The 26,275-nt window shown below is 60.6% G+C and carries 28 protein-coding genes; 13 read left to right on the forward strand and 15 right to left on the reverse strand.

Going from position 1 to position 26,275, the window contains the following annotated elements; translation table 11 throughout:
- Positions 1-68: 68 nt before the first annotated feature.
- Positions 69-719: a 3-oxoacid CoA-transferase subunit B gene (locus tag RC54_RS23940; RefSeq protein WP_017450056.1), complete on the reverse strand. Its 651-nt coding sequence runs from the start codon at positions 717-719 to the stop codon at positions 69-71.
- Positions 720-732: 13 nt separating this feature from the next.
- Positions 733-1,428, reverse strand: coding sequence for a CoA transferase subunit A (locus tag RC54_RS23945; RefSeq protein WP_058897291.1), 696 nt, complete (start codon positions 1,426-1,428; stop codon positions 733-735).
- A 270-nt stretch (positions 1,429-1,698) separates the two neighbouring features.
- Between RC54_RS23945 and RC54_RS23950 the strand changes: the two genes are divergently transcribed.
- Positions 1,699-2,259 (forward strand): PAS and helix-turn-helix domain-containing protein, encoded by a 561-nt coding sequence (locus RC54_RS23950; RefSeq protein WP_026051878.1) that lies wholly within the window; start codon positions 1,699-1,701, stop codon positions 2,257-2,259.
- A 16-nt stretch (positions 2,260-2,275) separates the two neighbouring features.
- Here RC54_RS23950 and RC54_RS23955 read toward each other — a convergent pair whose 3' ends face one another.
- Entirely contained in the window at positions 2,276-3,193 is a 918-nt protein-coding gene (locus RC54_RS23955; protein ID WP_061788566.1) for a LysR family transcriptional regulator, read from the reverse strand.
- Positions 3,194-3,335: 142 nt separating this feature from the next.
- On the opposite strand from RC54_RS23955, the gene RC54_RS23960 reads away from it, so the two are divergent.
- Positions 3,336-3,947 (forward strand): NAD(P)-dependent oxidoreductase, encoded by a 612-nt coding sequence (locus RC54_RS23960; RefSeq protein ID WP_061788567.1) that lies wholly within the window; start codon positions 3,336-3,338, stop codon positions 3,945-3,947.
- Between the two features lie 68 nt (positions 3,948-4,015).
- Positions 4,016-4,741 (forward strand): DsbA family protein, encoded by a 726-nt coding sequence (locus tag RC54_RS23965; RefSeq protein ID WP_058897294.1) that lies wholly within the window; start codon positions 4,016-4,018, stop codon positions 4,739-4,741.
- A gap of 7 nt (positions 4,742-4,748) precedes the next feature.
- Here the strand turns inward: RC54_RS23965 and RC54_RS23970 are convergent, their stop codons facing one another.
- Both RC54_RS23970 and RC54_RS23975 read right to left on the reverse strand, forming a co-directional pair.
- Entirely contained in the window at positions 4,749-5,390 is a 642-nt protein-coding gene (locus RC54_RS23970; protein ID WP_061788568.1) for an HAD family hydrolase, read from the reverse strand.
- A gap of 56 nt (positions 5,391-5,446) precedes the next feature.
- Positions 5,447-5,914: a GNAT family N-acetyltransferase gene (locus RC54_RS23975; protein WP_058897296.1), complete on the reverse strand. Its 468-nt coding sequence runs from the start codon at positions 5,912-5,914 to the stop codon at positions 5,447-5,449.
- Between the two features lie 544 nt (positions 5,915-6,458).
- Between RC54_RS23975 and RC54_RS23980 the strand changes: the two genes are divergently transcribed.
- The 9 genes from RC54_RS23980 (at position 6,459) to RC54_RS24020 (ending at position 17,962) form a co-directional block, all read left to right on the forward strand.
- Complete coding sequence (locus tag RC54_RS23980; RefSeq protein ID WP_058897297.1) at positions 6,459-7,355, forward strand: nitrilase family protein; 897 nt, start codon at positions 6,459-6,461, stop codon at positions 7,353-7,355.
- 121 nt (positions 7,356-7,476) lie between these two features.
- Positions 7,477-8,586, forward strand: a complete 1,110-nt coding sequence (locus RC54_RS23985; RefSeq protein ID WP_231739141.1) for a substrate-binding protein — start codon at positions 7,477-7,479, stop codon at positions 8,584-8,586.
- 82 nt (positions 8,587-8,668) lie between these two features.
- Positions 8,669-9,502, forward strand: a complete 834-nt coding sequence (locus RC54_RS23990) for a branched-chain amino acid ABC transporter permease (protein ID WP_017450064.1) — start codon at positions 8,669-8,671, stop codon at positions 9,500-9,502.
- Between the two features lie 70 nt (positions 9,503-9,572).
- Positions 9,573-11,306, forward strand: a complete 1,734-nt coding sequence (locus RC54_RS23995; RefSeq protein ID WP_123020494.1) for an ABC transporter permease subunit — start codon at positions 9,573-9,575, stop codon at positions 11,304-11,306.
- Positions 11,303-12,010 (forward strand): ABC transporter ATP-binding protein, encoded by a 708-nt coding sequence (locus RC54_RS24000; RefSeq protein WP_058897300.1) that lies wholly within the window; start codon positions 11,303-11,305, stop codon positions 12,008-12,010. Before RC54_RS23995 ends, RC54_RS24000 begins: the two co-directional genes overlap by 4 nt.
- A gap of 130 nt (positions 12,011-12,140) precedes the next feature.
- Positions 12,141-13,142, forward strand: coding sequence for an asparaginase (locus RC54_RS24005; protein ID WP_058897301.1), 1,002 nt, complete (start codon positions 12,141-12,143; stop codon positions 13,140-13,142).
- 9 nt (positions 13,143-13,151) lie between these two features.
- Positions 13,152-14,312, forward strand: coding sequence for a transporter substrate-binding domain-containing protein (locus RC54_RS24010; RefSeq protein WP_017450068.1), 1,161 nt, complete (start codon positions 13,152-13,154; stop codon positions 14,310-14,312).
- A 4-nt stretch (positions 14,313-14,316) separates the two neighbouring features.
- Entirely contained in the window at positions 14,317-14,958 is a 642-nt protein-coding gene (locus RC54_RS24015; RefSeq protein WP_171427086.1) for an ANTAR domain-containing response regulator, read from the forward strand.
- Between the two features lie 574 nt (positions 14,959-15,532).
- A complete protein-coding gene (locus tag RC54_RS24020) occupies positions 15,533-17,962 on the forward strand; it encodes an FAD-dependent oxidoreductase (protein ID WP_061788569.1) in 2,430 nt (809 codons plus the stop codon).
- A gap of 175 nt (positions 17,963-18,137) precedes the next feature.
- On the opposite strand, the gene RC54_RS24025 is transcribed toward RC54_RS24020, so the two are convergent.
- The 9 genes from RC54_RS24025 to RC54_RS24055 all read right to left on the reverse strand — a co-directional run bounded on the left by RC54_RS24025 (position 18,138) and on the right by RC54_RS24055 (position 23,733).
- Complete coding sequence (locus tag RC54_RS24025; RefSeq protein WP_058897303.1) at positions 18,138-18,599, reverse strand: DUF2269 family protein; 462 nt, start codon at positions 18,597-18,599, stop codon at positions 18,138-18,140.
- 14 nt (positions 18,600-18,613) lie between these two features.
- Positions 18,614-19,894, reverse strand: a complete 1,281-nt coding sequence (locus tag RC54_RS24030) for an SDR family oxidoreductase (RefSeq protein ID WP_061788570.1) — start codon at positions 19,892-19,894, stop codon at positions 18,614-18,616.
- Positions 19,891-20,013, reverse strand: coding sequence for a hypothetical protein (locus RC54_RS25935; RefSeq protein WP_255220982.1), 123 nt, complete (start codon positions 20,011-20,013; stop codon positions 19,891-19,893). The genes RC54_RS24030 and RC54_RS25935 overlap by 4 nt, the downstream gene beginning before the upstream one ends.
- The gene (locus tag RC54_RS25830) at positions 20,010-20,465 is read right to left on the reverse strand and encodes a hypothetical protein (protein ID WP_061788571.1); all 456 of its coding nucleotides are present in this window, start codon (positions 20,463-20,465) and stop codon (positions 20,010-20,012) included. The genes RC54_RS25935 and RC54_RS25830 overlap by 4 nt, the downstream gene beginning before the upstream one ends.
- Before the next feature lie 58 nt (positions 20,466-20,523).
- Positions 20,524-20,940 carry a thiol-disulfide oxidoreductase DCC family protein gene (locus RC54_RS25835; RefSeq protein WP_061788572.1) on the reverse strand — a complete coding sequence of 139 codons (417 nt, stop codon included), beginning with the start codon at positions 20,938-20,940 and terminating at the stop codon, positions 20,524-20,526.
- Positions 20,941-20,942: 2 nt separating this feature from the next.
- Positions 20,943-21,479 (reverse strand): GbsR/MarR family transcriptional regulator, encoded by a 537-nt coding sequence (locus RC54_RS24040; protein WP_061788573.1) that lies wholly within the window; start codon positions 21,477-21,479, stop codon positions 20,943-20,945.
- Between the two features lie 141 nt (positions 21,480-21,620).
- Complete coding sequence (locus RC54_RS24045; RefSeq protein ID WP_061788574.1) at positions 21,621-22,247, reverse strand: LbetaH domain-containing protein; 627 nt, start codon at positions 22,245-22,247, stop codon at positions 21,621-21,623.
- Between the two features lie 43 nt (positions 22,248-22,290).
- On the reverse strand, positions 22,291-22,743 hold the full coding sequence (locus tag RC54_RS24050; protein ID WP_058897308.1) for an AAA family ATPase: 453 nt from the start codon (positions 22,741-22,743) through the stop codon (positions 22,291-22,293).
- Positions 22,744-22,785: 42 nt separating this feature from the next.
- A complete protein-coding gene (locus RC54_RS24055) occupies positions 22,786-23,733 on the reverse strand; it encodes a LysR family transcriptional regulator (protein WP_058897309.1) in 948 nt (315 codons plus the stop codon).
- A 139-nt stretch (positions 23,734-23,872) separates the two neighbouring features.
- On the opposite strand from RC54_RS24055, the gene RC54_RS24060 reads away from it, so the two are divergent.
- Positions 23,873-24,805 (forward strand): DMT family transporter, encoded by a 933-nt coding sequence (locus tag RC54_RS24060; protein ID WP_061788575.1) that lies wholly within the window; start codon positions 23,873-23,875, stop codon positions 24,803-24,805.
- Between the two features lie 5 nt (positions 24,806-24,810).
- Here the strand turns inward: RC54_RS24060 and RC54_RS24065 are convergent, their stop codons facing one another.
- Positions 24,811-26,229: an aminotransferase-like domain-containing protein gene (locus tag RC54_RS24065; RefSeq protein ID WP_058897311.1), complete on the reverse strand. Its 1,419-nt coding sequence runs from the start codon at positions 26,227-26,229 to the stop codon at positions 24,811-24,813.
- Between the last annotated feature and the right edge of the window lie 46 nt (positions 26,230-26,275).

Consider the following 26,275-nt stretch of genomic DNA (forward strand, 5'->3'; position numbering starts at 1 on the left):
CGGTTTCACGGCGCCCTTGCTACCTCACGACGCAGCCATCAGCGCCGCGTCATCGAGATCGATACAGATCAGACTTCGCTCACATCCAGCGGCGCTTCGGTCTTCTCGATCACTTCTTCCTTGGTCACGCCGGCAGCCAGTTCGATCAGCTTCAGGCCGCCCGGTGTGACGTCGATCACACCCAGGTCGGTGATGATGCGGTTGACCACGCCCACGCCGGTCAGCGGCAGGTTGCAGTCGTTCAAGATCTTCTTGGAAGTGCTGCCATCCTTGGCCTTGGCCACATGTTCCATCAACACCACCACGCGACCCACGCCCGCCACCAGGTCCATCGCGCCCCCCATGCCCTTGACCATCTTGCCGGGGATCATCCAGTTGGCCAGGTCACCCTTGGCCGAGACCTGCATCGCACCCAGGATGGCGATGTTGATCTTGCCGCCGCGGATCATACCGAAGGAATCCGCCGAGCTGAAGAAGGACGAACCGGGAATAGTGGTCACGGTCTGCTTGCCGGCGTTGATCAGGTCCGGGTCGACCTGGTCTTCGGTGGGGAAGGGGCCGATGCCCAGCAGGCCGTTCTCGGATTGCAGCCACACTTCGATATCACTCGGAACGTGGTTGGCCACCAGCGTGGGCAAGCCGATGCCCAGGTTCACGTAGAAGCCGTCCTGCAGTTCCTTGGCGGCGCGTGCCGCCATTTCATCTCTGGTCCATGCCATTTTCTGTGTCTCCTTATGCGCGCACGGTGCGTTGTTCGATGCGCTTCTCGGGCGTGGCATTGACCACGATGCGATGCACGAAGATGCCGGGGGTGTGGATCTGGTCCGGGTCGAGCTGGCCCACTTCGACCAATTCTTCCACTTCCACCACGGTGATCTTGCCGGCCATGGCCACGTTGGGGTTGAAGTTGCGCGCGGTCTTGTTGAAGACCAGGTTGCCGGCCTTGTCGGCCTTCTGCGCCTTCACCAGCGACACGTCGGCTACCAGCGAGCGTTCCATCACGTAGCGCTCGCCATCGAATTCGCGCACTTCCTTACCCTCGGCGACCAGGGTGCCGACACCGGTCTTGGTGAAGAAAGCGGGAATGCCTGCCCCACCGGCGCGCAGTTTCTCGGCCAGCGTACCTTGCGGTGTGAATTCCAGTTCCAGCTCGCCGGCCAGGTACTGGCGCTCGAATTCCTTGTTCTCGCCCACGTAGGAAGCGATCATCTTCTTGATCTGGCGGGTAGTGAGCAACTGGCCCAGGCCGAAACCATCGACGCCGGCGTTGTTGGAAATGGCGGTCAGGTTCTGCACGCCCGCATCACGCAGGGCGGCGATCAACGCCTCGGGGATGCCACACAGGCCAAAGCCGCCGACCGCAATGGTCTGACCGTCCTTGACGATGTCTTTCAACGCGGTGGCCGCGTCTGGATACACTTTGTTCACGAGTCTCCTTTCGGCTCTTGTCTTGCGAGCAGGGTTGCAAGCTGGCTGGCGGACCTGCCAGCTCAAACAGGGTAGAGTACCGAAGCTTCTCTTGCGCGCCGCGCCATGGCGATGCCGGGCTTCGATTGCTCCAAATTAGCGCCAATTATCATAGGGCAGCTGAAATAGGCCATACAATACGGTAAAAATACCTGGCGCGATGCAGCATGGTACCGTCCACGAGGATGGCCCGCCAGATGCGAGGGACCTAGCCGAACATTTGCAGCAACCATGACCCAGCCACTTCCCATCGATTTCGAACAGGTTTTCATGCACGCCCCCATCGGCATGTGCGTCTCGCACAATCGCGTGATCCAGCAGGCCAACCTGGCCATGGCGGCCATGTTCGGCTATGAAGTGGAACAACTGCGGCAGACTTCCTTCCAGGAAATCTACCCCACCGCCGACGAATTCGAACGCACCGGCCTGCGGTTGGTACCTCTCCTGAACGAAAAGGGATTCTATTCGGACGAGCGCATCATGAAGCGTTCCAACGATGAAATGTTCTGGTGCCACGTGACCGGCCACGCCCTGAACCGCCAAAACCCGCACGCGGCTGGCATCTGGACCTTCGAGGACGTCAGCGCCAAGCGTCCCATCGCCCCCGGTCTGACCCCGCGCGAGCGTGAGATCGCCGCGCTGCTGGTGGAAGGCAAGACCAGCAAGCTCATCGCGCGCCAGGTGGAACTGAGCCCGCGCACGGTGGAAATGCATCGCGCCCGGCTGATGCGCAAGTTTGCCGCGGCCACCTCTTCCGAACTGGTCCACAAGCTCCTGAGCATCACCCCCTGAACGCTCCTGCCAGCGCTCAGAACGGCTGCCCGGCAAAGCGCTGCGCCAGGAAATCGAGCATGGTGCGCAGGGTCGCCGGCATGTGCTTGCGCGAGGCATAGACGCCGTACATGCCCAGTTGCAAGGGTTCATACTCCGGCAGCAACCGCACCAGTTGGCCGCTGGCCACCAGCGGCGCCACCATATAGGCCGGCATATGACCGATGCCGACCCCGGCCAGCACCGCCTGCAACAACACCGTCACCTCATTGGCACTGATGCTGCCACCCACGGCCACCGTCTGCGTCTTGGCCTTTTGGCTGGCTTTGGCGGTCTTGCGCTTGGGATCGAATTGCCACAGGCTGCGCCCGACATAGGAGTGCGTCAGGCAATTGTGCAGGGCCAGGTCTTCCACCTTGCGCGGCAGGCCATGCCGCGCAAGGTAGGCAGGGGTAGCGCAGATCACTGAACGACATACACCTAGCTGGCGCGCGATCAGGTTGGGCTCCAACCGATTGGTCATGCGGATGGCCAGGTCGATGCGTTCTTCCACCAGGTTCACGGTGCGGTCCAGCGCCAGCAGGTCCACCGCCACGCCCGGATAACGCTGCCCGTAGTCCACCACGGCCTGGATCAACTGGGTCTGGGCGAAGGAGGTGCTGGTGGTGATACGCAAGAGCCCGCGCGGGGTTTCATCGGGCGCCTCCAAGGCGTGACGCATGTCATCGGAATATTCCAGCATCTGCCGGCAGCGCGGCAGGAGCTCGTTGCCGGCGGGCGTGAGCGAAAGCCGCCGCGTAGTCCGATGCAGCAGGCGCGCACCGACCCAGTCTTCCAGCTCGGCCACGTAGCGCGAGACCACCGGGCGCGACAGGTCCAGCTGCTCGGCCGCTGCCGACAGGCTGCCGCCATCCACCACCGCCACGAATACCTGCATGGCCATCAAGCGATCCATACCGCCCTCTCATGATTCGAACGATTTTAGAAACAAACTGTGATCGATTATGCGGTTTTTCGAAAACAAAAGCGATCCTATGATGGCCACTGCTATCAGGTTTTCTCCTGTCTTTTCCATGAACCCCAGAAAAGGAAATCCCATGAAAATCGCACTCATCGGCGCCTCCGGCAATGTCGGTAACCGCATCGTGGACGAAGCCCTGCGCCGCGGCCACAACCTCATCGCCATCGCCCGCGATGCCAGCAAGATCGCCCAACGCACCGGCGTGACTGCCGTCTCGGCCGACGTCAAGGATGCCGCCGCACTGGCGACCGCCATCAAGGGCGCTGACGTGGTCATCTCCAGCGGCCGCTTCACTGCCTATGGTGCGGCCGACCTGCTGCCGGCGGTCAAGGCGGCCGGCGTCAAACGCCTGGCGGTCGTGGGTGGTGCCGGCAGCCTGGAAATCGCCCCCGGCAAGGCCCTGATCGACACCCCCGAATTCCCCGCCGAATATATGCCGGAAGCTTCCGGTGGCCGCGACTTCCTCCACGCCCTGCGTACTGAAACAGACCTGGAGTGGACCTACCTGTCGCCCTCGGCCCTGTTCATCGCTGGCGAGCGCACCGGCCAGTTCCGCCTGGGCAAGGACGAACTGCTGGTGGCTGCCGATGGCAAGAGCTGGATTTCCTATGAGGACTTCGCCGTGGCCCTGCTGGACGAACTGGAACAACCGAAACACGTGCGCGCACGTTTCACGGTAGGCTACTGACCCCACCGGGCTTGATGGTGCAGAAAACGTCAGGCCCGGTACAGCATCATTGACGAGGACATCGCATCATGAGCACTCCCACTGCCGCGCACGACACCGTGCTGCACTACATCCACGACCCGCTATGCGGCTGGTGCTATGGCGCCGCGCCGCTGGTGGCCGCCGCCCGCGCGATCCTGCCGGTGCAGGCACATGGCGGCGGCATGATGGCCGGTCGCAACCGCCGCCGCGTCGATGCGCAGTTGCGCGACTACGTGATGCCGCACGACCATCGCATTGCGCAGATGACCGGACAAACCTTTGGCGAGAATTATTTCAATGGCTTGCTTAAGGATACCAATGCCGTCTTCGATTCGGCCCCACCGATTGCCGCCGTGCTGGCGGTAACGGCGCTCAAGGGCGAAGCTGCAGGACTGGACATGCTGGCCGCGATCCAGCGCGCGCACTACCAGCAAGGGCGCCGCATCTCGGAACCGGCCACGCTGACCGAACTGGCACAGGCGCTGGAGATCGATGCTGCTACCTTCGCCGCCGAACTGCAACGCGTGGAACAAGAAGAGCTGGCCCAGCACATCGAAGCCAGCCGTGAATTGCTGAACTACGTAGGCGGACGCGGCTTCCCGACCTTCGTGCTGCAGCGGGGCGATACGCTGGAGGTGATCGATACCGGCCGCTGGCTGGGACAACCCGAGCAGTGGGCCAGCTATCTGCGTGATGAGACCGCGGCCGCGCCAGGGGTGGCGTCGGAGAACCCGCCGGCCCAGTGCGACCTGCAGACAGGCCGTTGCGACTGAACCTGGTTCATACAGGGAGACCCAGCCCGCGCAATTGCGCGCGGGTTTCTGCGACATCGACGTGATGGATACCATGCCAGCCCAGAGCACGGCAGCCGTCGATGTTCTTTTGCAGGTCATCAATGAAGACCAGTTCCTCGGGTTTCAAATTGGGCAGATGCCGTGAATAGCGCTCCAGCGCGATCTGGAAGATGCGTGGCTCGGGCTTGATGCAGCGCTCATGGCCCGAGACCACGATATCGAGAAACAGCTGCAGGAAATCGTGGTAGTCCCGTGCATGGGGATAGGTCTCGGCGGACCAGTTGGTGAGGCCGAACAGCGGCACCTGCTGCGCGTGCAATTCGCGCAGCAAGGCCACGCCCTCGGGCAATGGACCAGGCAGCATCTCGATCCAGCGGTCATAGAAGGCACGGATCAGTGCCTCATGCTGGGGATGCTGCCGGATCAGATGCGCGGTGCCTTCGGCCAAGGTACGGCCGCCGTCTTGCTGCACGTTCCACTCGGGTGAACAGATGTGGGTGAGGAAGTGGTGGCGCTCCTGCTCGTCAGCGATCAACTTGCGATACAGATGCTGCGGGTTCCAGTCCAGGAGTACACCACCGAAATCGAAGACGACGGCGCGGATGGGGCTTGGTGCAGAAAACGTCATTATTGAAATCCTTAAGAAATGCTGGCGATATGGGCCGATATCGACCGGACGCTATCTTAATACCGACCGAATTGGCGCCGGTATTTGACGAAACCCTTCTTGGCGGAAGCGTCGAAAGCCATCCGTTCAAAAAAAGCGTGGGCCGAGGTTCTGTGTGCGGAACTGAGCAACATCATCTTTGAGCAATCCTTGGACAGGCAATAGGCTTCGATATGGTGCATGAGGGCTGTACCTATGCCCTTTTCCTGGCTTTGCTTGTCCACCACGATATTTTCGATCACTGCAAATGGCTGTGATTGGTACATCACGTCTGGGCAGAGTGACACCATGGCCGTACCGCTGACGACCTGCTCCCATTCGCAGACCAGCAGCAGGGCATGGGTATCGAGGGACAAGGCAGCAATGCGCTCCGGCGAGACGGCCACCGAAGTATCGTTGAGAAGTTGACGATAGAGCTCGGTAATACGTGCCGCATCGATGGGCAAGGCTGGTCGCACGACTATTGTTGCGGGCAGAGATGGCATGTCTTGGCAATCTTGAGTTATCGATGTGTTGGTTTGCAGAGGATGGTGCCAGTGTGGCTGGCCCAGGGCGGTACTGCCATTATTTGACGCTAGCCTTTTCGACACCTGGCTTCCACAGACACTCGTTCATTCCCATTGCCCCATTACTTACCTGTGGCGACCTATGGCCATTTCTTAATATCTGGGTGTTGCATACTGCCACGCCCTCATTGGTCGAACAACATCATATAGGTGATGTACGCCAATCTCGCTCCAGGCTGCGCACTCAAATGCATTACCAGAAACTGAGAATCAACAGCCGGTGAAAAGTTGGACGATGCTTGCAGCTGCATCTCCTCCAAAGCATCGGTAGTGATTCTCCGCCGTTTGCAGAGATCGCCTACAACCCTTGACGCCTTCACTGAGGTGGTGCAATATGCTCCTCGCTGTCTAGGAACGCCACCAGACAGTTTCCTCAGCAGCGTTGCTGACTTCTTACCCGGCTATAAGAGCCCCTGACATGCGCACACAGCGCAGTCAGGGGCTTTTTGTTTTGGAGATTCGTATGTCGTCTTTGGAAAGCTCTCTCGCCACATCTTCGTTTCCGAATATCACGGTGGCCAGCGTCCAGATGGAGCCCCGCATCGGCCACAAGGAGGACAACGTCGCCCGCTCAATCGCTTTCATCGACCGTGCAGCCGCTGAGGGCGCGGCGTTGGTCGTGTTACCCGAACTGGTCAACACCGGCTATGTGTTCGCCAGCCGCGCGGAAGCCTTCGCGCTGGCCGAAACATCGCCCGATGGCCCCACCACCCTCGCTTGGATCGAGGCAGCACGACGCAACCAGATATACATCGTGGCCGGTATCGCCGAGCGGGAGGGCGAGCGACTCTACAACTCGGCCGTCGTGATCGGCCCCGACGGCTGGCTGGGCGTCTATCGCAAGCTGCATCTGTGGGGTGATGAACACCTCTTCTTCGAAGCAGGCGACAAGGGCTTGCCGCTGTTCCACACGCAATGGGGGCGACTAGGTGTGGCGATCTGCTATGACGGCTGGTTTCCAGAGGTGTACCGGCTGCTGGCGATGCAGGGAGCGGACGTGGTGGCAATCCCGACCAACTGGGTGCCTATGCCCGGCCAACCTGCTAACCGTGAAGCCATGGCGACCTCGCTGGCGATGGCCAATGCGCACAGCAATGCGCTCAACATCGTCTGTGCCAATCGTATCGGTACCGAGCGTGGCCAACCCTTTATCGGCCAGAGTCTGATCATTGGCGCACAAGGCTGGCCGCTGGCCGGACCTGCGTCTGAAGATAGCGAGCAGGTGCTTTATGCCAGCATCAATCTCAAGCAGACGCGCCAGGCGCGTCATCTCACCGCTTTCAACCATGTGCTGCGGGACCGTCGTGACGACCTCTACGACCCAATGTTGGGAACTGGCTGGCCGTTGCCGCGGCACTGACTCGATTGCTTGCGCCGTTCCGTTTTTCTTTCTTTCACTCCGATCTATCCCATCAAGGAGATTTACGATGAACAGATTCACCTTTGCCCTGCGCCACGGCGCGTTCGTTCTCTTCGCCGCCATGACGGTGCAGGCCCAGGCGGCCGATCCTATCCGCATCGGCGTGGCCGTCGGGCTGTCCGGTGCCAACAGCGTGGTGGCACCGGCGGTGGTGCAATCCTCGCAACTGGCAGTCGATGAAATCAATGCCGCCGGCGGTATTCTAGGACGCAAGCTGGAACTCGATATCGTCGATGATGCCTCCGGCGCGGTGGGCGCGCAGAAAGCCTTCGACACGCTGGTCTTCCAGAAGAAGGTGAATGCTGTCATTGCCATGGAAACCAGCGCCGCCCGCAATGCTGCGCTGCCGGTGATCAGTCGCGGCAAGCTGCCTTACATATACACTTCCTTCTATGAAGGGCGCTCCTGCAACAAGTGGATGTATGTGAACGGCTGGGTGCCAGAGCAGCAAGTGGCGCCGGTGGTGGACTACTTCACCAAGAGCAAACATGCCAAGACCTTCTTCCTGGTCGGCAGCGACTACGCCTTTGGTCGCGGCATGTTGGAATTCACCAAGAAGTACATCGAGCAAAAGGGTGGCAAGGTGATCGGCGAAGAATATCTGCCCATCGACGGCAGCGACTGGACCACGGTCGTCTCCAAGATCCGTTCATCCAAGCCCGATGCCTTGATCAGCGCCACCGCCGGAGGCGCACCCAATGTGTCGCTGGCCAAGCAGCTCAAGGGCGCAGGCCTGACGCTGCCATACGGCAACCTGGCTGTCGATGAGGGCACGGCCCAGACCATGGGTGATGCGGCCGATGGACTCTACATGTCGGCCTCCTACCTGACCGGCATCGACACGCCGGAAAACAAGAAATTCATGGAAGCCCTGAAGAAGAAGTTCGGCGCTGACATGAAGACACCCAATGAACTGTCCGAGCCGCAGTACGAAGCCTTCTACCTGTTCAAGGCCGCCGTCGAAAAGGCCGGCTCCACCGATAACGACAAGGTGATCAAGGCGCTCGGTGAAGTGTCGTTCAATGGCCCGCGCGGCCTGGTGGCGATGAACAAGAGCCGCCATACACCGCTGTCCATGCGCCTGGGCCAGGTGCAGCATGACGGTACGATCAAGATCCTGGAAACTTTCGCCAGCGTTGATCCGGGCAATCAGTGTCCGAGCATCAAGTAAGCTCAGGATAGCGAACGGACCAACGATAAAAAAACCGCCGCGACGATGATCGCGGCGGCCAGAGACGTGAGAGGAAAGTGCAATGGCGCTATTGCTGGATATGCTGACGACGGCTGCGATACTGTTCATCGTCACCGCAGGACTGATGATGATCTTCGGTGTCATGAAGATCGTCAATTTTGCCCACGGGGCCTTGCTGACGCTGGGGGGATACGCCAGCTACGTGGTGACCCACCTGCAGCTTGATCCCTGGCTGGGCTGGCCGCTGGCACTGCTGACAGGCATTGCCGTTGGGATGCTGGTGGAAGGAGTGATCGTACGACGCCTGTACAAGCGACCGCTGGATGCCATTCTGGCGACCTGGGGCTTGAGCATCGTCATCGGTCAATTGATTGTGATGGCTTTCGGGCGTGAAGTGCAGTTCGTCAACGCCCCGCTGGCAGGAACCTGGGCCGTGATGGGCGTGGACTACTCGGCCTACCGTCTGGTGCTGGTGCCCTTGGCATTGGGCCTGGGCGTGCTCCTGACAGTACTGCTCAATGGTACCGATTTCGGAGTCCGCACCCGTGCAGTGATCATGAATGAAGAACTGGCCAGCAGCCTGGGCATTCACTCCGGCCGTGTACGTTTCGTGACCTTCAGTATTGGCGCAGGCCTGGGCACGTTGGCCGGGGCAATGATCACGCCGCTCTCCAGCGTCGATCCCAACATGGGGCTGCCGTGGTTGATCAGCGCTTTCATGCTGGTGATGATCTCGGGCCACTCCATGTTGAGCCTGTTGTTGGCCTGTGTGGTATTCGGTGCGGCACAGGTGCTAGTCAGTACCTACACCAATCCGGTACTGGGCGGCTTGACCATTGTCATCCTCGCCGCGGTGACGCTGCGCATTCGACCGAAGGGGCTGGCCCGTGCTTGATACCAATCTCTCTACCGCCGCAGCTCCGGCCCAGGCGGGCGCCAAGGACGGGCGCCGTTCTCTTCGCAGCGTGTTGCTGTTCATCGGTTGCGGGCTACTGTTGCTGGTGGCCGGTCCCTGGCTGTTCGACACCTATCTCCAAAACATCCTGATCAAGGCCTATTTCATGGCCATCGTGGCGATGACCGTCGATATCCTGTGGGGATATACCGGCTATCTCACCTTCGGTCAGTCGGCCTTCTTCGGTATCGGGGCCTATGCTGCCGGGCTGGTCTTCACGCATGTCGGCTTCAGCGGTGCCAGCGTGTTGCTCGCCATCGGCGTGGCTGTCGGCGCCACAGCTGTGGTGGCCGCACTGGCCGGCTGGCTGTCTTTCTATCGAGGCGCATCACCGTTCTTTGCCACCGTCATTTCGCTGGTGCTACCCATCGTACTGACCCAGTTGCTGCTCTCGGGCGGCACTTGGACTGGCTCTAGCTCGGGGCTGACCGGCTACGACAGCTTCGACTTTTCCATCGATGCCTGGTACTGGATCTCTGGGGGCATGTTGGCACTGGCGGCACTGGGCGGCTGGCTGCTAGTGCGCAGTGATAGCGGTCGACTTCTGGCCGCCATCCGCGACAACGAGCAACGATGCAGTTATCTGGGCATCAATACTGCACTGGTGAAGATCGCCTTGCTGATCGCCATGGCGGTGCTGGCCGGTCTGGCAGGATTGGGCTACGGCGCCTTCAGCGGCGTGGTCGCACCCGAGCTGACAGGCTTCGCTCTGGGCACCGAATTTATCATCTGGGTCGCATTGGGCGGTCGCGGCAGCTTGTGGGGACCATTGGTCGGCGCAGTGCTGATCAACGTCGCCACCGCTTATCTGAGCAGCAGTATGCCGTTCGTCTGGCAACTGATTCTCGGGGCCACATTCATCGTGGTGATCGTATTGCTGCCGCAGGGATTGGTACCCTTGCTGTTGCGGCCGTTCGGGCTAGGGTCTGCCAGCAGGCACCGGCCGCGTCTGCAGGAATGTGCGGACTCCAAGGGCGACGATCCTCAAGTCGACGCCATCCACATGCGCAACGTGGCGAAGAATTTCGGCCCGCTCAAGGTGCTCAGAGGTATCGACTTTACGGCGCGCGCCGGTGAGCTGGTCGGTCTGATCGGCCCCAACGGGGCTGGCAAGACCACTCTGATGCGCTGCATGAGCGATGGCGCCGAGCGCAGCGCTGGCAGCGTTGCGCTGTGCGGTAGCGATATCGCCAAGTTGCCGCCTCAGGCGTGTGTGCATCTGGGACTGGGACGCAAATTCCAGAACGCCAATATCTTCGAATCCTTGACCGTGGCGCAGTGCCTGCGCATTGCGCGCGTGCGACTGCAACGCCCGGCCCTGTTCAAACGCGCCGACACGCTGCATTTACCGCCTTATGCCCTGCACGTAATGCGCGCCACCGGGCTGGACGGGATGCTTGACAGTATCGCTGGAGACCTTTCACACGGCCAGCAGCAGGCGCTGGAGCTGGCCATGGTGCTGGCGCTGGAGCCCCGTGTAGTGCTGCTGGACGAGCCCACCGCCGGCCTGACCAAGACCGAGCGCACCCAGATCGGTGCGGTGCTGTCGTCGCTGGCCTTCAAATATCGACTGTGCTGCCTGCTGGTGGAGCATGATCTGGATTTCGTGCAGCAGATCGCCACGCGCATCGTGGTGCTGCATCAGGGGACGATCATCATGCAGGGCAGTTTCGAGGAGGTGGTCAATTCCGAACTGGTCAAGACCATCTATTCGGGTAGTACCCATGCAACGGGGGCGCAATGAAACAATCGGCATTGGTTATGAAGGACATCACCAGCGGTTATCGAGCCTCGGTGGTGCTGCGTGGTCTGTCACTGGAGATCGCACAGGGCGAGGCGGTCGCCTTGCTGGGCAAGAACGGCATGGGCAAGAGCACCTTGCTCAAGACCGTCATGGGATATCTAGGCAAGCAGAGCGGCGCCGTGCATCTGCATGGGAGCAACATCACACGCATGTCCCCCCATCGCATTGCGCGCCTGGGCGTGGCCTATGCAGCCCAGGAGAATGCCCTGTTTGCCGAACTGAGCATCGCCGACAACTTGCGCCTGGGCTTGACGCGGCCAGCCCTGTTCGAAGAGCGTTTTGCGGCGATCGAAGGACTGTTCCCTGTATTTCGCAGCCGGCTGCAGCAATACGCGGGCACGCTCTCCGGTGGCGAACAGAAGATGCTGCTGCTGGCGCGTGCGCTGATGATGCGACCTGCGCTGATCCTGCTCGACGAAATCACCGAAGGCCTGCAACCTTCGGTGATCGATCGGCTGGCTCATGCGCTGCTGGAAGAGCGCCGTCAGCATGGCACCACCCTGTTGCTGGTCGAGCAGAATGTGCCATTCGCCCTACAGGTGGCGGACCGCTACCTCATTCTCAAGCAGGGTGAGCTGGTGGAGGAGGGGGACGCCAAGCACGCGGGGGCGACCGAGACGGTATTTGCTCATTTACGGGTATGAACATGGTGCGTACAGTTGGCGCTGGTAGCGCTTGTGCCGGAGCAGACTCCATGACCATGATCGGGGTGAGCACAGCTCCGAGGTGCGGGGTCGTTGCGACTGCAGGCATATTTCTTTCCTCTTCCCTCTCATGATGAGCTCATCCCCTTCCGATCTGCCACTGTGCGCTTTCATCTCCACCGGCGGCACCATTGCCATGAAGATCGATCCGATCCGAAAAGCACCGGTGCCGGCCTTGTCAGGCGACGACTTGCTAGCCACGGTGCCCGCCATGGCCACCATTGCAACGCTGGAGGTCAACAATCTGTTCAACCTGCCCTCCGACTACATGGACCCACCGCGCTGGATCGCCTTGCAGCAAGCCACTGCAGCGGCGCTGGACCGGCCCGAAATCAGCGGGGTGATCATCTCGCATGGCACCGACACCCTGGAAGAGACCGCCTGGTTCCTCGACCTGACCCTCTCCAGCGACAAGCCGGTGGTACTGATCGGCGCACAGCGCAATGCTTCCAGCCCGGATTTTGACGGACCGCGCAATCTTCTGAATGCGGCGCGCATATGCGTCTGCCCCGAGTCGCGTGACATGGGCGTCATGATCGCCATGAACAACCAGATCAACGCCGCACGAGATGTCAGCAAGACCCATACTGCCGATGTCGAGACTTTCAAGTCGGGGGATTTCGGCGTGCTGGGTGTGGCCGATGAGGATCGCATCGTGTTCGCGCGCCGTCCGCTGCGCCGCCAATACCTTCCCCTGCTGGGCGGCACGTTGCCGCGGGTGGAGATCATTCCCATGTTCGGCGGCGCCAGCGGCGATCTGCTACGCGCTGCGGTCTCACTGGGTACACGCGGGATCGTGATTCAGGCGCTCGGTTTCGGCAACGTGAATGCCGCCCTGTACGAGGCCATTCGGGAGGCTATTGTTCAGGGCGTGACGGTCGTCATTTCCACCCGGGTGGCCAACGGCCGGGTGCTGCCATCCTACGGATTCGACGGCGGCGGAGCCACGCTCAAGGCGGCAGGTGCGATCTTTGCCGATGACCTCAGTGCACAGAAGGCGCGTATCCTGTTGATGCTCGGCCTGCAATCTACCCACGACGCGACGCAATTGCAGGCGTTGTTCGACCGATAAGGACAGCTCATGACCATCCATCCATCTGGAGACAAGCCACCACGCCGGGAAGACGGCTGGCGCATCGGCGTGCTGTTTTCACGCTCGGGAGCGACGGGCGTCACCGAGTCCGAGCATTTTTTCGGGACTGCACTGGCCATTGAAGAAATCAACCAGCTTGGCGGCGTACTCGGCCGGCCGCTGATTCCGGTCGCCTACGACCCCAAGGGCGACATTACCGAATACCGCAAGCTGGTGACGCGGATGCTGCTGGAAGACGAAATCAACGTGGTCTTCGGGTGTTCCCGCTCGTCCAGCCGCAAAGCGGTGCTGCCGGTGATTGAACGCAATAACGCATTGCTGTGGTACTGCTCCTTCTACGAAGGTTTCGAGTATTCGCCGAACGTGATCTATACCGGTGCGGTACCCAACCAGAACAGTGTGCAGCTGGCCGCCTATTTGATGCAGAACAAGCGCACCCGCTTCTTCCTGGTGGGGACCGATTACATCTATCCACGCGAATCCAATCGCCTCATGCGTGACATGGTCGAACAGCATGGCGGTGAGGTGCTCGACGAAATCTACCTCCCCCTGGAAGCCGGGCGCGCGGAGCTGGAAGAGATTCTCACAGAGATCCGGGCAGCCCAACCCGATGTGGTTTTTTCGACCTTGGTCGGCCAATCGGCGCGGCAGTTTTACCAGCTCTATCCGGGATTCGGCTTTGACCCCAAGGTCACGCCCATCGCCAGCCTGTCGATGGCGGAAGAGGAGGTGCGCTTGATCGGCCCCGAGATTTGCGCCGGCCACATTACCGCAGCGACCTATTTCGGATCCTTGGACAACGCGAGCAATCGACATTTCGTCGAGCTCTGGCGCAAGCGTTTCAATGATCGTCCCACCAGTACCTGGTCCGAGATGGCCTACACCCAGATTCATCTTTTTGCCCGGGCCTTGCAACGTGCCGGAAGCCTGGACCGGCGCAAGCTGGTGGAGGCCACGCACGCTGTGTCCTTCGATTCACCCGAAGGCCGCATCAGCGTTGACGCGGAGAACAATCACTGTGCCCTCACCCCGCGCATCGGCATTTGCCGCAGCGACGGGCAGTTCGATATTGCCTGGGAGGCGTCGGAGCCGGTCAAGCCGGATCCTTACTTGTCCACTTTCGGCTTTTCCGACTTTTGGCTGAGGTGAAATCATGGGACAAAGCCTACGAAGACTTTACGAAGACCTGCGCAGCATTTGCGTGGCCGTGGTCTATCCGCCAGGAGAGGATCGCGACGTCGTGATTCAGCAGTTACAGCGTATCGGCTGTCGTCTGCGCGTCATCTGGCCCAGCCCGGTTGAGCCGCCGGCAGGAGCCGATGTTATTTTCTTCCAGATCTCCCAGGAGCTGGAGGAGCGCACCGCATGGAATGCCAGCGCCGTGGACGCTGCCCTGGTGGCACTTTCCGACTATGAAAGCCCGACCACCTTGAAGCTGCTGCTCGATACCAAGGCGCACGGTGTACTGACCCGCCCGTTCCGTTCACAGGGGATACTGAGTACGCTGGTACTGGCGAGGTCTTCCCAAGGATTCCAGCAACGCCAGCAGGCCAAGATAGACAAACTCGAATCGACCATCAAGTCGCGGCGCCAGATTGAAAAGGCGATCCGGGTACTGGTCGACTACCAAGCGCACAGCGAAGAAAGCGCATACCAATTCATGAGAGAACGCGCTACCAGCCTGCGGGTAACGGTAGCCGAAGTGGCATCCATGTTGCTGGAGACGCAGGATGCAATGGAAAAACTGGGCTTTGTACCTGCCCCGAAACAAAAGAATGGCGGCTGCGGCAACTGAGGCTTCAACACCGCGCCCCACCGCTGTTACCAAGCCGTTGCGCCGTGGCCTCGAGCGCTTGCTCACGAGGGCGCTGGCCGGCTGAGGGGCAAAGTGGTTCCCCGGCCTCTGCGGTGCGGTTCTTTTCCACCGAAAGCGTCGCGCCCAAGTAAGGGATGGAACTGATCCATCTGGCCCGGCAACATAAATTCACAATCGCATCAACTTGTCACCCGTCTCATTCGCTATCTACGACGGCAACGGTGGCTTGATACGGTTGCGTTACCGCCCGTTTCCCTGAACCTCTATCGGCACACCCGACCTGTGCTCTTCGGGGCGGCGGTCTTATGGCTCGGTTTTATTATTTATATGATTTTACTTTCTCTCGTCGGGTTCTTCCTGTTGATCGTTTTTGCGTGTCGCCAAGGTGGGCGATGCCCATCGTCCGGGCAGGCAATCTCGGTGCCGGACATGCAGAAAAACATCTTCCCGAATCTACCGAATTCCGAACCATCCATTTCCAGTGTCGCTGCCGGTGCCGCGTATCGTTGCGCAGGCGTGCAGACACTTCATCATTTTTCAAGACATCCATCCCATGACCAAAATCACTTCGGGCGCGGATCACTCCCTGCCCATCTCTGCTGCCGATGTACCGGCAGCCACAACCTCGACCCAGATCCCAACCGGGGATAGCACTTCGCCGGTCGCCAGCAGCTCCTCTCCCCGTACCGACAGCCCGGCAGCCAAACGCGCGCGCTTGTCAGTACTGATCCCCGCGCTCAATACCGAAGTCCTGACTGCGAGCGCGCCTGCTTGGCCCGCAGGCCGCGTAGACATGCGCGCGCATCTGCAGCGCATCAGCGGCGCGGCAGACGCTTCGCCCGACGAGCAAGCCCCGTTGTCTACGATCGGTCGGCCTCTTCCGCCGCTCAATCCACAATCGGTCGGGCGCTATTTCCAGGAAGTCGCCGGCCAATGGCCCAGTGAACGCGAAGACCTTGCCGATGCGCTCTGCCACAACCTGACTGCGCTGGCCGATGGCCCCAAGCGCCAACAGCATCATCTGGAAATCACGCTGCACTGGCATTGCCTGAGTGAAGCCGAGAAACGCAATGTGCTCGATACGCTGGGCAGCGAGCAAAGCCACCTGTTGGGTGATACTGCAATCGACACGACCCCGGATGCCATACTTTCACCTGTACGGGACTGGGTCGAACATACCGTTGTCAACATGAAACCCGACGAGGCCACCCGCTTGCTCAAGTCCTGCACCCCGACTGCGCAGAAAAATCTCGCCACGGTGTTCAAGGGTGCCGGCGAGGACGCTCAAGTCAGGACGATGATCAAGCAACGCTTCGCCAGTTTGCGCATGACCATGCCGCTCGATCACATGTATGACTACACCGGGTTCTTCTGGGACAACAAGCGCAAGGTCGGCGAGTTGCCGCCGGGCGTGGCCGAGAATCTCAAAGTATGCGTGGTCGGTGCCGGTCCAGCCGGCATCATCGCCGCCGATGGGCTGAACCGGCTGGGCGTCAAGCCGGTCGTGCTCGAGCAGGCCGATAAGATCGGCGGTCGCATTGCCGCCGAAAGGTGGCCACGCCAGGACGGCTCCATGAGTCCGACGCCGCTGCATCCGGGCGGGATGCGCTTCCACACCACGCGCGGCAACGTCTACTGGAGCCTGGCCGAACACTATCAGTTGCAACACGTGCCGTTTCCCAACTCAAGCTCGGTTCAGACTTCCTACATCATCGGCAATGAGGTGCACGAAGCCGAACCTGGCAAGTCGCCTGGCAATGCGGTCATGCAAAAGGTCGCCCAGGACGTCTTGCGCTCCATGACCGAACCTTTGCTGGCCCCCATTCGGGCCGCGCGCGACGCTGCCGACACCGCTTTGTTCCGCGAACTCTGTGATGCCGCCAAGAAGAAGTTCGATAGCCACAACTTCCGCTCTGGACTGGATACTCTGCTCAAAGAGAAAGGCATCGAATGGAACCAGAAGGAGTGGCAGACCTTCGGCGCTACCGGCATTGGTGTCGGTGGCTACGAGGGCTACTACAACACCGGCTTCCTGGAAGAAATGCGCTTCTTGGCGGACGAACGTCTGGAGGGACATGTGGCGCTGGTGGACGGCGCCGATGCACCGCTGTATGCGGTCCTTAACGATACCGAGGACCTGCCAGAGGGGGCGCAATCGCTGGAACAACAGCAGGCCATCCGACTGGGTGTCGAGGTGACCGGTATCAAGAAGAAGGATGGCAAGTACTACGTCAGTTCGCTGGACAAGCAGACCCAAAAGGTCAGCGTCGAATCCTATGACGAACTATTCTTCGCGGGTGGCCCGCGGGAAGCCGTGCGCTTGGGCCTGACTGGCCCCCAGGAAGGTTCGGAAGCGCTGATGCCTGAGGAATTCGCCAATGCCATGGAAAAAGCCAATGTCGTCGGCGCAACCAAGATGGCCATCAAGATCGCCAAGGACTTGATGAGCGGCGTAGAGCTTCCGGGCAACGTTCAGGCCAGCAAGTTGTTCCAGCAATCCTATCTGGTGCCGGCGCTGCCCGGCAGCGACAATGCGGTGTTCTACCCCAGCTATACGCTGGGCGACAATGCCACCAAAGTAGCCGGTATGAGCGGTGATGAGCAGCTCAATAACTACATTCGTACACTACGCGACATCGCCTCGCAGAATCCGGGGGATGCAGTCCACCAGAAACTCAAGAATCTCGCTGACGTTGTGGAGCAGAGCAAGCAGCGCATCTCCTATACCCACTGGAGCCTGACCAAGCATCAGTATGGTGCCTTCAAGATGGACGCCCCCAACCAACTGGACAACACACGGGTACTCTTCGGTGCATTGCTCAAGATGAGCGATGGCGCCATCTTCATCAACGAGGAAAACACTGCCGAGGGTGGCTTCGCCAGCGGCGCGGTCGCAGCCGCCATCAATGGCCTGCAGCAGATGGTGCTGCGTCGTGGCGGTTCGGTGCCGCCTCACTCGCCATTCCACCAAGAACTGCTGTAAGTCAACCTTTTGGATGGACCGGAACCTGCCCTCGGGCGGGTTCCTTGAGACCACCCTCTGTCAACAGGCACGGCCCACCCATAAGCTGCGGAGGCGCGACTACCGGATTGGCTCCTAGAGGACGCCCTTCTCCCACGAGACTCGCTCGCACTCACGCCTATTGATGAAATGAGTTCTAGGGCTTGTGGACCATCAACCAATAGACGATGACCAACCCGCCAAAGGCGGGAAACCCCAGCACGATCCAGATCCGTTCGAAGCGCCAGAACCGCTCCGGCAGATCGCTGGCCCCGGCAGCCGCGGTTTGAGCCATGTCTCGCATTCTCAGCTGCAGCCATACCACCGGCAGCCAGCAGCTCCCCGCCAGCGCGTACAGCGCCAGCGACCAGGCCAGCCAGGGCGCAGTGACCGGGTAGCCGGCCAGATGCATCATCCAGAACCCGGAGATCGGTTGGATGATTACCGCCGGTGTGGTGAACCACCAGTCCGCTCGCACTACCCAGCGTGTCACGACGGCGATGGCCTGCACGTTGCGGCTGCGATTGGTGACGAACATGTAGAACGCGGTCCCAAATCCGGTACCGAACATGAAGGTGGCCGACATGATGTGCAGCCATTTGATGGCGAGATAATCCATGCTGCTCTTCCTCTCTAGTCTTGTTTTCCAGCGTTTGCTGCAAGCCGCCACATGACGAACATGAGGGCCAGCAGAGGCAAGTTCTTGCTCAATGGGCCGAAGGGGTGCATCCAGAACTGCGGCAGATGGAGCGACATGATCGTCGTGTAGCCGAGCACCAGTGCCATCTGCGGTGGCCATATCCATGCGCGCCGCGCGATCAGTACAGTCATGCCGATGGCAGCGTCCAGCACGCTGGCGGCCAGCAGCACCGGCGCGCCCCATGCGTGTGGCAGGCCGCATTGCGCCAGCCAGTCGAGGCTTTGGGCATGGGGCCAGCCGAACCACGAGGCGTATGCCGTCCACAGCCATAAGAACGCGATCACCCATCGACAGACCGGAAACGCCCAGACGCAGATGGCGCGCGCCCTTTGCCCGGGGCCGGCGAAATCTTCGGGGCGGCGCAAGGCACGCCCGAGTATTGCGCACACCGCGCCGGTCTCGGCGGTATTGCTGCCATCGGCGCTTTGTTCCAGCATACGCAGCGAGTCGAGGGTCAATGCGCTGGCCGGCAGTAGTTCAGCACAGCGCGCCAGTAGCCGGGCCGGCACGGCGGGAAGCGCGAGTACCCGACCGGGCGGCCAAGCCATTCCCGCACGCAGGGCCTCGATATAAGCGGCGATGGTCATCGCTCGCGGACCGACCGCCGCCAGTTCGCGTGGCGCGGGCGATGTGCCAGTGAGCAGCTTGACCAGCACGTCGGCCAGGTCATCGACATGAATCGGCTGTACCAACGCGCTGTGCGCCATCGGCATGATGGTCAGTGGCAAGCTGGCCATCATGGTGAACACGCGGCTGCTGGCGCCTTGGTCGCCGTAGACCAACGACGGCCGCACCACCGTGGCCGACAACCGGCGCTGCAGCAGGTCGGCATCGGCGGCGCCCTTACTGCGCCAATAGGCGGTCGACGCGTGCATTTGGCTGCCTAGCGCAGATACCTGCACCACCCGGGATACACCGACTTGTTCGCAGGCGGCGAAGAGGGCGATAGGCATCTGCTGGTGCAGTCGCTGGAAATCGTTGGGGCGACTTTCGCGGATGATACCGACGCAGTTGATGACGGCATCGATGCCTTCCAGATGCGGCAGCCACGCCTGTGCGTCGGTGAGCGAACCAATATCGAGTTCCTTCCATGTGGCCAGCGCACCGGCCGGCTTCTTGCGACTGGCACCGATAGCGTGGTGGCCTGTCCGCTGCAGCGCCGCCAGCGTGTGGCTGCCGATCAGTCCGGTAGCGCCGATGACGAGGATGTTCATGACGGTTCTCCCGTCATCGCCACCGGCAAGCGCGACGTCATCGACCATGCGGCCATGGCGTCGCGCACACCCCGGACCAGCACTCCTTGGGCAACCAGTAACCAGAGCACGGCGCTCATCTTGTCTTTCCTCTTTTCAAGTCGTGTCGGAAGAGCCAGAACAATGGCGGCAACATACCCAGCAAGGCGGCAGCGTCGAGCCATACATGGGACGAGCAGTGCGCTTGCAGGGAAATCAGCATGTCCTGTGGGCCCCACACGGCCAGCCCCGCGATCAAGCCCATCCAGGCGGCGGCATTGCGCTGCTTGTCAGCGATCAGCAGCAGCACGCCCATCCAGATCGACGCGGCCTGCACGGTCGGGCCGAATAGCGATAGCCACCAGATCTGCTGGGCGCGTGCGGCGGCTGGAACGGCGTCGCCCCAGAAATATCGTTCAATGCCGTGGTGATAGGACTCCAAGGGCGCGGCACCCGCGACCAGCGGCAACAGGATGCCGACCAGCAGATGCACCGCTACCGCGGCATACATCCAGCGCACCAGCCATTTTCTTGTGCATGAGGGAGTGATCATCTTATTTTTATGTCTTTTATTTCTGTAATGACAGAAATATTTGGTTAAAAAAATGCTTTCACAAAAACCATCCGTCGTGCCGGCATACGCCGTTGTCACAGCGCGCCGAGGATCGGTAGCCGAACAGGGCGGATAGCCGGTAGCGGTGACGGGCGATGACGCGATACAGCGCGGACCAGGGCTTGCGCAATGCGTGCACGCGCAGCGGCCATACCATCCAGCCACGCCCGGCCAACGTATAGGCGGCCAGGATGCTGTCGATGCCAACCAGCAGGCGGCCATCGGCGGTGCAGCTATGCAGCAGGGCATTGAGCGCGGCCAGGTCCGTGTCCAGCGAGGCCGGCGAAAAGTCTTCTTGCGAGATATCGACGAAAGCCAGCCTGCCGGCCTTGTCCCAGCGGCGCAGCCTTCGCATTTCCGTTGCGCACAGGCCGCAACGACCGTCGAAGTAAAGGGTGAGTGCGGGACTGGCCATGATTATTCCTTGTCGTCGCTGCTGAGTAGTCGCGCGACCTTGCCACCCATCTTGAGAAAGCGCTGCAGGGTCGCAGGCGGCAGGTGCTTGTAGTCGTCGTAGGTGGACATCAGCATTTCCAAGAAGGCCAGCACCTGATCCATCTTGGCCTTGGTGGCACTTTCCAAGCCTGCGTCGTCTTCCGCTTCCAGCGCACATTCACGCAGTACCGTGAGGGTGGGATCGATTTCCCGGCGCTTGCGCTGCTCCATGATGACGCGGAAAATTTCCCAGACGTCCTGCAAGGCGACGAAGTGGTCGCGCCGGTCTCCTGCCACATGGGTAATGCGCACCAAGCCCCAGCTTTGCAGCTCTTTCAGGCTGTTGCTGACGTTAGAGCGGGCCACGCCCAGCGTATCGGCGATATCTTCGGCTGGCAGCGGCTGGTTGACCAAGAACAGCAGGGCGTGGAGCTGGGCCACGGTGCGGTTGACACCCCAGCGAGTACCCATCTCTCCCCAGTGGAGGATGTACTTTTGCATGGTGGGGGATAGGTTCATTCGATTTCCATTATTTCTGTCATTACAGAAATAATGGAACAAAATACCAGCAAAGTCAAAGCCAATTGGAAAATGATGATGCATGTCCGTCATTGGCCGAGGCTGTGTAAAGTAAGGAGCCAAAATAGTCGAACAGGACACTTATGCCTGACCAGCCTCCTGGTCCCACACGGTTCCTCGCCCCACCAGGGTACCCGGCTGGAGTAGCCCCCCAGGCGCGACTACCGAATTGGCTCCTAGACGACTCCCGTCTCCCACCACGGCACCGAACTTGGTGATGCCGGTACTGACCAGATCACCATCGACACGCACAGCAATATCCTTATCGACACGCTCATTGCGGTGATTGCAGATCACGCTGCCCGCTTCGAGATTGACATCCCGACCGATGATGGAGTCGCCGATGAAATTGAAATGCGCCAACCGGGACTCGGCAAAGAGAAAGGATGACTTCAGCTCACAGCCCGGGCCAATGGAGCAATTCACATCAATCCAATTACCGCCGCGAAGATAGGCATGGGCGCCAATGAATACGTCAGCGCTGATGATGACCGGTCCTTTCAGGATCACCCCTTGTTCAACCACGGAAGTGACGTGGATGGCGACTTCGTTCTCGATGCGGAATTGCGAAGGGTCGAGGTCTGCCAGCATTCGCCGCACGATCTGGTCGCTTTGCGCAGTCAGTTGCCATGGAAGGAGAGTTGCCCATCGGGAGAGTGAAGACTTCTCGATGGCAGCAATGAACTGTGAGAGGTGTACAGGTTGCATGATCGGTTAACTTTCGGGTCGCCGTTTGGGTAGCAATATCAGGCTAGTCATCGAGAACCTGTACCTCGCAGAAACCTTCAGCAAGCGAAGGTGGCTCGAAGATCCTGAAGACATTTTCAATCGCCTCATCCGGGACAACCTCGTCAACCGGTCTTTCCCTGTTACGCCGAAGCGCTGTTTCCAAAGCGACCTTGATCCATACCGCCGACACCTGAACTCCCGCTTTTGCGGCAATCTCAATGAGCCTTGCTCGACGAAGCACTGTGGCAAAAGTCGAATCGACATAGATGGTATCCCCTGACTGCGACAATCGTTCCCTGACCCAGGTGGACTTGCCAGCCCCTTGCACGCCGAGAACCATGACTATCTGGCGCGGACAAGCCTGAAGCGCTTCAGATAAATCCGTATACAAGCACTCCCATGCTGCAGCATTGCGTTCGGGGGTAAAGATGCGACCGGCATCTGTCTGCAAATAATGGTCGGGATTGAGATGCATAGGTTTGCCTCTGGTCTTCGTTTTAAGGCGCTTAATGATTGATCAAAATGCCTCTTCAACGGCGTGCTTCTCCGCAACCTGCGACTGCAAAGCCCCCACCAGATAGTCAATAAGCACCCGCATCTTGGGAGCGATATAACGAGACGCCGGGAAAAGCAGATAGGCCATCCCCTGATAGTTGATATCGAAGTTCCACTCCGGCAGCAGACGAACGACACGACCGGCAGCCACGGCTTCGTTGGCCACAAAATCGGGAACACAGCCCACACCAATGCCTGCTTCGATGGCCGCCAATCTCATTTCGCTGTGATTGACGGCGCATCGCCCTGCCACGATGATCTCTGCCGATTCGGTTCCTGAAACGAAACGCCAGCGGTTATCGCGCTCCTCCTCCCCCAGCGTGAGGCAACTATGGCTCATCAAGTCTTCTGGATGATTGATCGCGCCATGGACTGCAAGGTATTCCGGGCTCGCCAGCACCAGCTGCCTTACCGGCAGCAGTGGCCGCGCCACCATGCCTTGCGGCGGAACATCGGTCAGGCGGATCACCAAGTCCACCCCTTCGCGCAGCGGGTCCACCGGCCGGTCAACGACCAGCAGATGCACATCCACCTCGGGGTAGCATTTCAGGAATTCCAGCAGTACCGGCTGCAGGATGCGACGGGCAAAGGCCTTGGGGGCGCTCATCCTGACCAGACCTTTGGGGGTACCTGCATGGCCTTCAGCGGCCAGGAGCGTGGCCCGTGCGGCAGAGACCATTTTGCGCCCGTGTTCCAGCACATCCAGTCCCGCGTCGGTCAGACGCAGCTGCCGCGTCGTTCGCTGAAACAGCGAGACGCCCATCATCTTTTCCAGCCGAGCCACTTGGCGGCTGACGGCCGAAGGCGTCATGCCTTGCTGGCGGGCTGCTTCAGAAAAGCTGCCGGCTTCCACGACTTGCACGAACGTGACTAGTTCATGCAATACATCGACCAGATCATTTGTTCTCATGCGGCACAACTCCTGTTCTTCATCCCCATCTAGTCAGACCTCCCCAGCCCCAAGACAATACACCAGCTGATTGAACAATCAACCCAGCCGGCAATGACATGCCAAGACACAAGATTCACAGTTCCAACCATGAGACCCCATGCATAAGCCCTTCGTCATACACTCTGAAACCGGGAACAGATATTGGCTGCTCCTCAAACCCGTCGAATGGCTGCTGCTCCTGGTCGCCGTAATCTGGGGCGGAAGCTATAGCGCCGCCAAGCTGGCCACGACCGAGCTACCCGTATTGCAGTTTCTTGTACTGCGTTTCGGTTTGACGTTTCTCTTGCTGGCACCCGCATTGCGCGGCATCACTTCAGTGGCGTCATGGAAAAGCTCACTGGCAGGCGCCAGCTTGCTGGGCGCCATTCTGCTGGCCATTTTTGTCTGCGAGACCTTCGGGGTAACGCAGACGACAGCCTCCAACGCCGCCTTCCTGATCAGTCTATGCGTGGTCTTCACGCCATTGTGCGAATGGCTTTTCCTGGGAGAGCGCCCGGACCGGGCAGCGCTGATGGCCTGTGGCTTGTCGTTTCTCGGCGCGGCATTACTGGCATTTCAGGGAGGCGGCGACCTTTCGCAATTGACGTTGGGCGACGGTTTGATGGTGCTGGCGGCCGTCCTGCGCGGGGTGATGGTCTGCCTGACACGCCGCCAAAGCCTGCGCTTCAAATTGCCCGCGCTCACCCTGACCGCTGTCCAGATGGGCGTCATGACCGTTGGCTCGCTCATGCTCATGACCCTCGCGCCCGGTACAGGCTGGACGGCGGTGCCGGCCACGCCGTCGTTCTGGTGGGCCATGGCCTTTCTTGTCTTGTTCTGTACGATCCTTGCCTTCTTCGTCCAGAACTATGCTGCGGCACGCACAAGTCCGTCACGCGTGGCCTTGCTGATGGGTAGCGAGCCACTTTGGGGTGCGCTCATCGCCGTCATCTGGATGAAGGAGCATATGTCCTTGCAGGGTTGGATAGGCGGCTTGCTGATCGTGAGCTCCACATGGCTGGTGTTGCGTCCTGGGCGTCGGTCACCTTAGGCGGCCTACAACCCCCGCAAAAAATCAAACAACTCCGGCACATCCGCATACCCCACATTGAAGCGGAAACTGGTCTTGTGCGGCGCCGACAGATGAAAGAAATCCCCCGGCGCCAGCCAGATCCCCTTCTGCCGGGCGCGGTCTGCAATCTCGCGTGCCGACAACTCGCACCCTTCGATGGTCGCCCAGCTGAACATGCCGCCGCGCGCCGCCGTAAAGGGCGTCAGCCCGACCTCGGTAAGCTTGGCATTCAAGGTCGCCTGGGCATTGAGCAAGGTGGCGTTGAGGGTCTGCACATGGCGTCGGTGATGGCCTTCGGTCAACACGTTATGCACCAGGCGCTCGTTGATCTCGGAATTGGTGAGCGTCAACACCATCTTGGTATGCACGATCTGCCGCGCCAGTTCACGCTGGCAGGCGATATAGCCCACCCGTAGCGAGGGCGCGATGGTCTTGGAATAGCTGCCCACGTAGATCACCCGCTGCAAGCCATCCAGCGCGGCCAGCATGGGGTCGGTGGCCTGGCCGAGTTCGCGGAAGATGTCATCTTCCACTACCCAGAAGCCATGCCGCTCGGCCGCCTGCAGCACGCGCATGGCACAGGCCGGGGTGTAGGACGTGCCCGTGGGGTTCTGCAAGACGCTGGTGGTGAAGAACATCTTGGGGCGGTGCGTGCGCGCCAGTGTTTCCAGCACATCGGTATCGACCCCGCCCGGGGTGCGCGGCACGCCGATCACGTTCAAGGCCGCCAGGCGCAGCATGGCGATCAGATTGCAGTAGCCGGGATCGTCGATGAGGACCGTGTCGCCGGGCTGGGTCATGGTGCGGATCACCAGGTCCAGCGCCTGGGTGGCGCCGTGGGTGGTCAGCACCTGCTCGATGCCCAGTTCCAGCGACCAGTGGCCAAGGAATTGCGTGATCAACTGGCGCAGCGGGGCATAGCCGTAGGGGTGGCCATAGCCGACCTGCTGCGCGCCGGGCGAGCGGATGATGCGGCGCTCGGCCTGGTGCAGGCCTTCGTCGTTGAGCCACTTGCCAGGCAACCAGCCGCAGCCGGCCTTGATGGGGACGCGCTCATCGGCAAACATTTCCGAGAGCAGCCAGGCTGAGTCGATCACCGGTTCGGGCGGCACGAAGACCGCACGCGGTCCCGATTGCCCGGCCCGGGCAGCAACGAAGAAGCCCGCCCCGCGCCGCGCCAGCAACATGCCACGCGCCACCAGTTGTTCATAGGCTTCCACCACGGTGGAGGCGCCGATGGCGTGGCTGTGGGCGAACTGGCGCACCGAAGGCAGGCGTTCGCCCGAGCGCAGTTCACCGGCTTCGATCAGGCCGGCCAGGCCGTCGGCGACCTGTTCTACCAGGCGGGCCGAGGTGTTGCGTTGCAGGTCCAGTTGCAGCGGTGCGCGTGCCGGCTTGGCCATGTCATCCTTTCGGGCAGGGGTGTGCTTGCCTGCTACTGCATTGCTG

This window comes from Herbaspirillum rubrisubalbicans, from assembly GCF_003719195.1.
GTDB lineage: Bacteria > Pseudomonadota > Gammaproteobacteria > Burkholderiales > Burkholderiaceae_D > Herbaspirillum > Herbaspirillum rubrisubalbicans.

Bases quoted from the DNA above. Each gene is read 5' to 3' on its own strand.
- RC54_RS23940 (WP_017450056.1), bottom strand. From the start codon at position 719: ATGGCATGGACCAGAGATGAAATGGCGGCACGCGCCGCCAAGGAACTG.
- RC54_RS23950 (WP_026051878.1), top strand. From the start codon at position 1,699: ATGACCCAGCCACTTCCCATCGATTTCGAACAGGTTTTCATGCACGCC.
- RC54_RS23955 (WP_061788566.1), bottom strand. From the start codon at position 3,193: ATGGATCGCTTGATGGCCATGCAGGTATTCGTGGCGGTGGTGGATGGC.
- RC54_RS23960 (WP_061788567.1), top strand. From the start codon at position 3,336: ATGAAAATCGCACTCATCGGCGCCTCCGGCAATGTCGGTAACCGCATC.
- RC54_RS23965 (WP_058897294.1), top strand. From the start codon at position 4,016: ATGAGCACTCCCACTGCCGCGCACGACACCGTGCTGCACTACATCCAC.
- RC54_RS23970 (WP_061788568.1), bottom strand. From the start codon at position 5,390: ATGACGTTTTCTGCACCAAGCCCCATCCGCGCCGTCGTCTTCGATTTC.
- RC54_RS23975 (WP_058897296.1), bottom strand. From the start codon at position 5,914: ATGCCATCTCTGCCCGCAACAATAGTCGTGCGACCAGCCTTGCCCATC.
- RC54_RS23980 (WP_058897297.1), top strand. From the start codon at position 6,459: ATGTCGTCTTTGGAAAGCTCTCTCGCCACATCTTCGTTTCCGAATATC.
- RC54_RS23985 (WP_231739141.1), top strand. From the start codon at position 7,477: ATGACGGTGCAGGCCCAGGCGGCCGATCCTATCCGCATCGGCGTGGCC.
- RC54_RS23990 (WP_017450064.1), top strand. From the start codon at position 8,669: ATGGCGCTATTGCTGGATATGCTGACGACGGCTGCGATACTGTTCATC.
- RC54_RS24000 (WP_058897300.1), top strand. From the start codon at position 11,303: ATGAAACAATCGGCATTGGTTATGAAGGACATCACCAGCGGTTATCGA.
- RC54_RS24005 (WP_058897301.1), top strand. From the start codon at position 12,141: ATGATGAGCTCATCCCCTTCCGATCTGCCACTGTGCGCTTTCATCTCC.
- RC54_RS24010 (WP_017450068.1), top strand. From the start codon at position 13,152: ATGACCATCCATCCATCTGGAGACAAGCCACCACGCCGGGAAGACGGC.
- RC54_RS24015 (WP_171427086.1), top strand. From the start codon at position 14,317: ATGGGACAAAGCCTACGAAGACTTTACGAAGACCTGCGCAGCATTTGC.
- RC54_RS24020 (WP_061788569.1), top strand. From the start codon at position 15,533: ATGACCAAAATCACTTCGGGCGCGGATCACTCCCTGCCCATCTCTGCT.
- RC54_RS24025 (WP_058897303.1), bottom strand. From the start codon at position 18,599: ATGGATTATCTCGCCATCAAATGGCTGCACATCATGTCGGCCACCTTC.
- RC54_RS24030 (WP_061788570.1), bottom strand. From the start codon at position 19,894: ATGAACATCCTCGTCATCGGCGCTACCGGACTGATCGGCAGCCACACG.
- RC54_RS25935 (WP_255220982.1), bottom strand. From the start codon at position 20,013: ATGAGCGCCGTGCTCTGGTTACTGGTTGCCCAAGGAGTGCTGGTCCGG.
- RC54_RS25830 (WP_061788571.1), bottom strand. From the start codon at position 20,465: ATGATCACTCCCTCATGCACAAGAAAATGGCTGGTGCGCTGGATGTAT.
- RC54_RS25835 (WP_061788572.1), bottom strand. From the start codon at position 20,940: ATGGCCAGTCCCGCACTCACCCTTTACTTCGACGGTCGTTGCGGCCTG.
- RC54_RS24040 (WP_061788573.1), bottom strand. From the start codon at position 21,479: ATGAACCTATCCCCCACCATGCAAAAGTACATCCTCCACTGGGGAGAG.
- RC54_RS24045 (WP_061788574.1), bottom strand. From the start codon at position 22,247: ATGCAACCTGTACACCTCTCACAGTTCATTGCTGCCATCGAGAAGTCT.
- RC54_RS24050 (WP_058897308.1), bottom strand. From the start codon at position 22,743: ATGCATCTCAATCCCGACCATTATTTGCAGACAGATGCCGGTCGCATC.
- RC54_RS24055 (WP_058897309.1), bottom strand. From the start codon at position 23,733: ATGAGAACAAATGATCTGGTCGATGTATTGCATGAACTAGTCACGTTC.
- RC54_RS24060 (WP_061788575.1), top strand. From the start codon at position 23,873: ATGCATAAGCCCTTCGTCATACACTCTGAAACCGGGAACAGATATTGG.
- RC54_RS24065 (WP_058897311.1), bottom strand. From the start codon at position 26,229: ATGGCCAAGCCGGCACGCGCACCGCTGCAACTGGACCTGCAACGCAAC.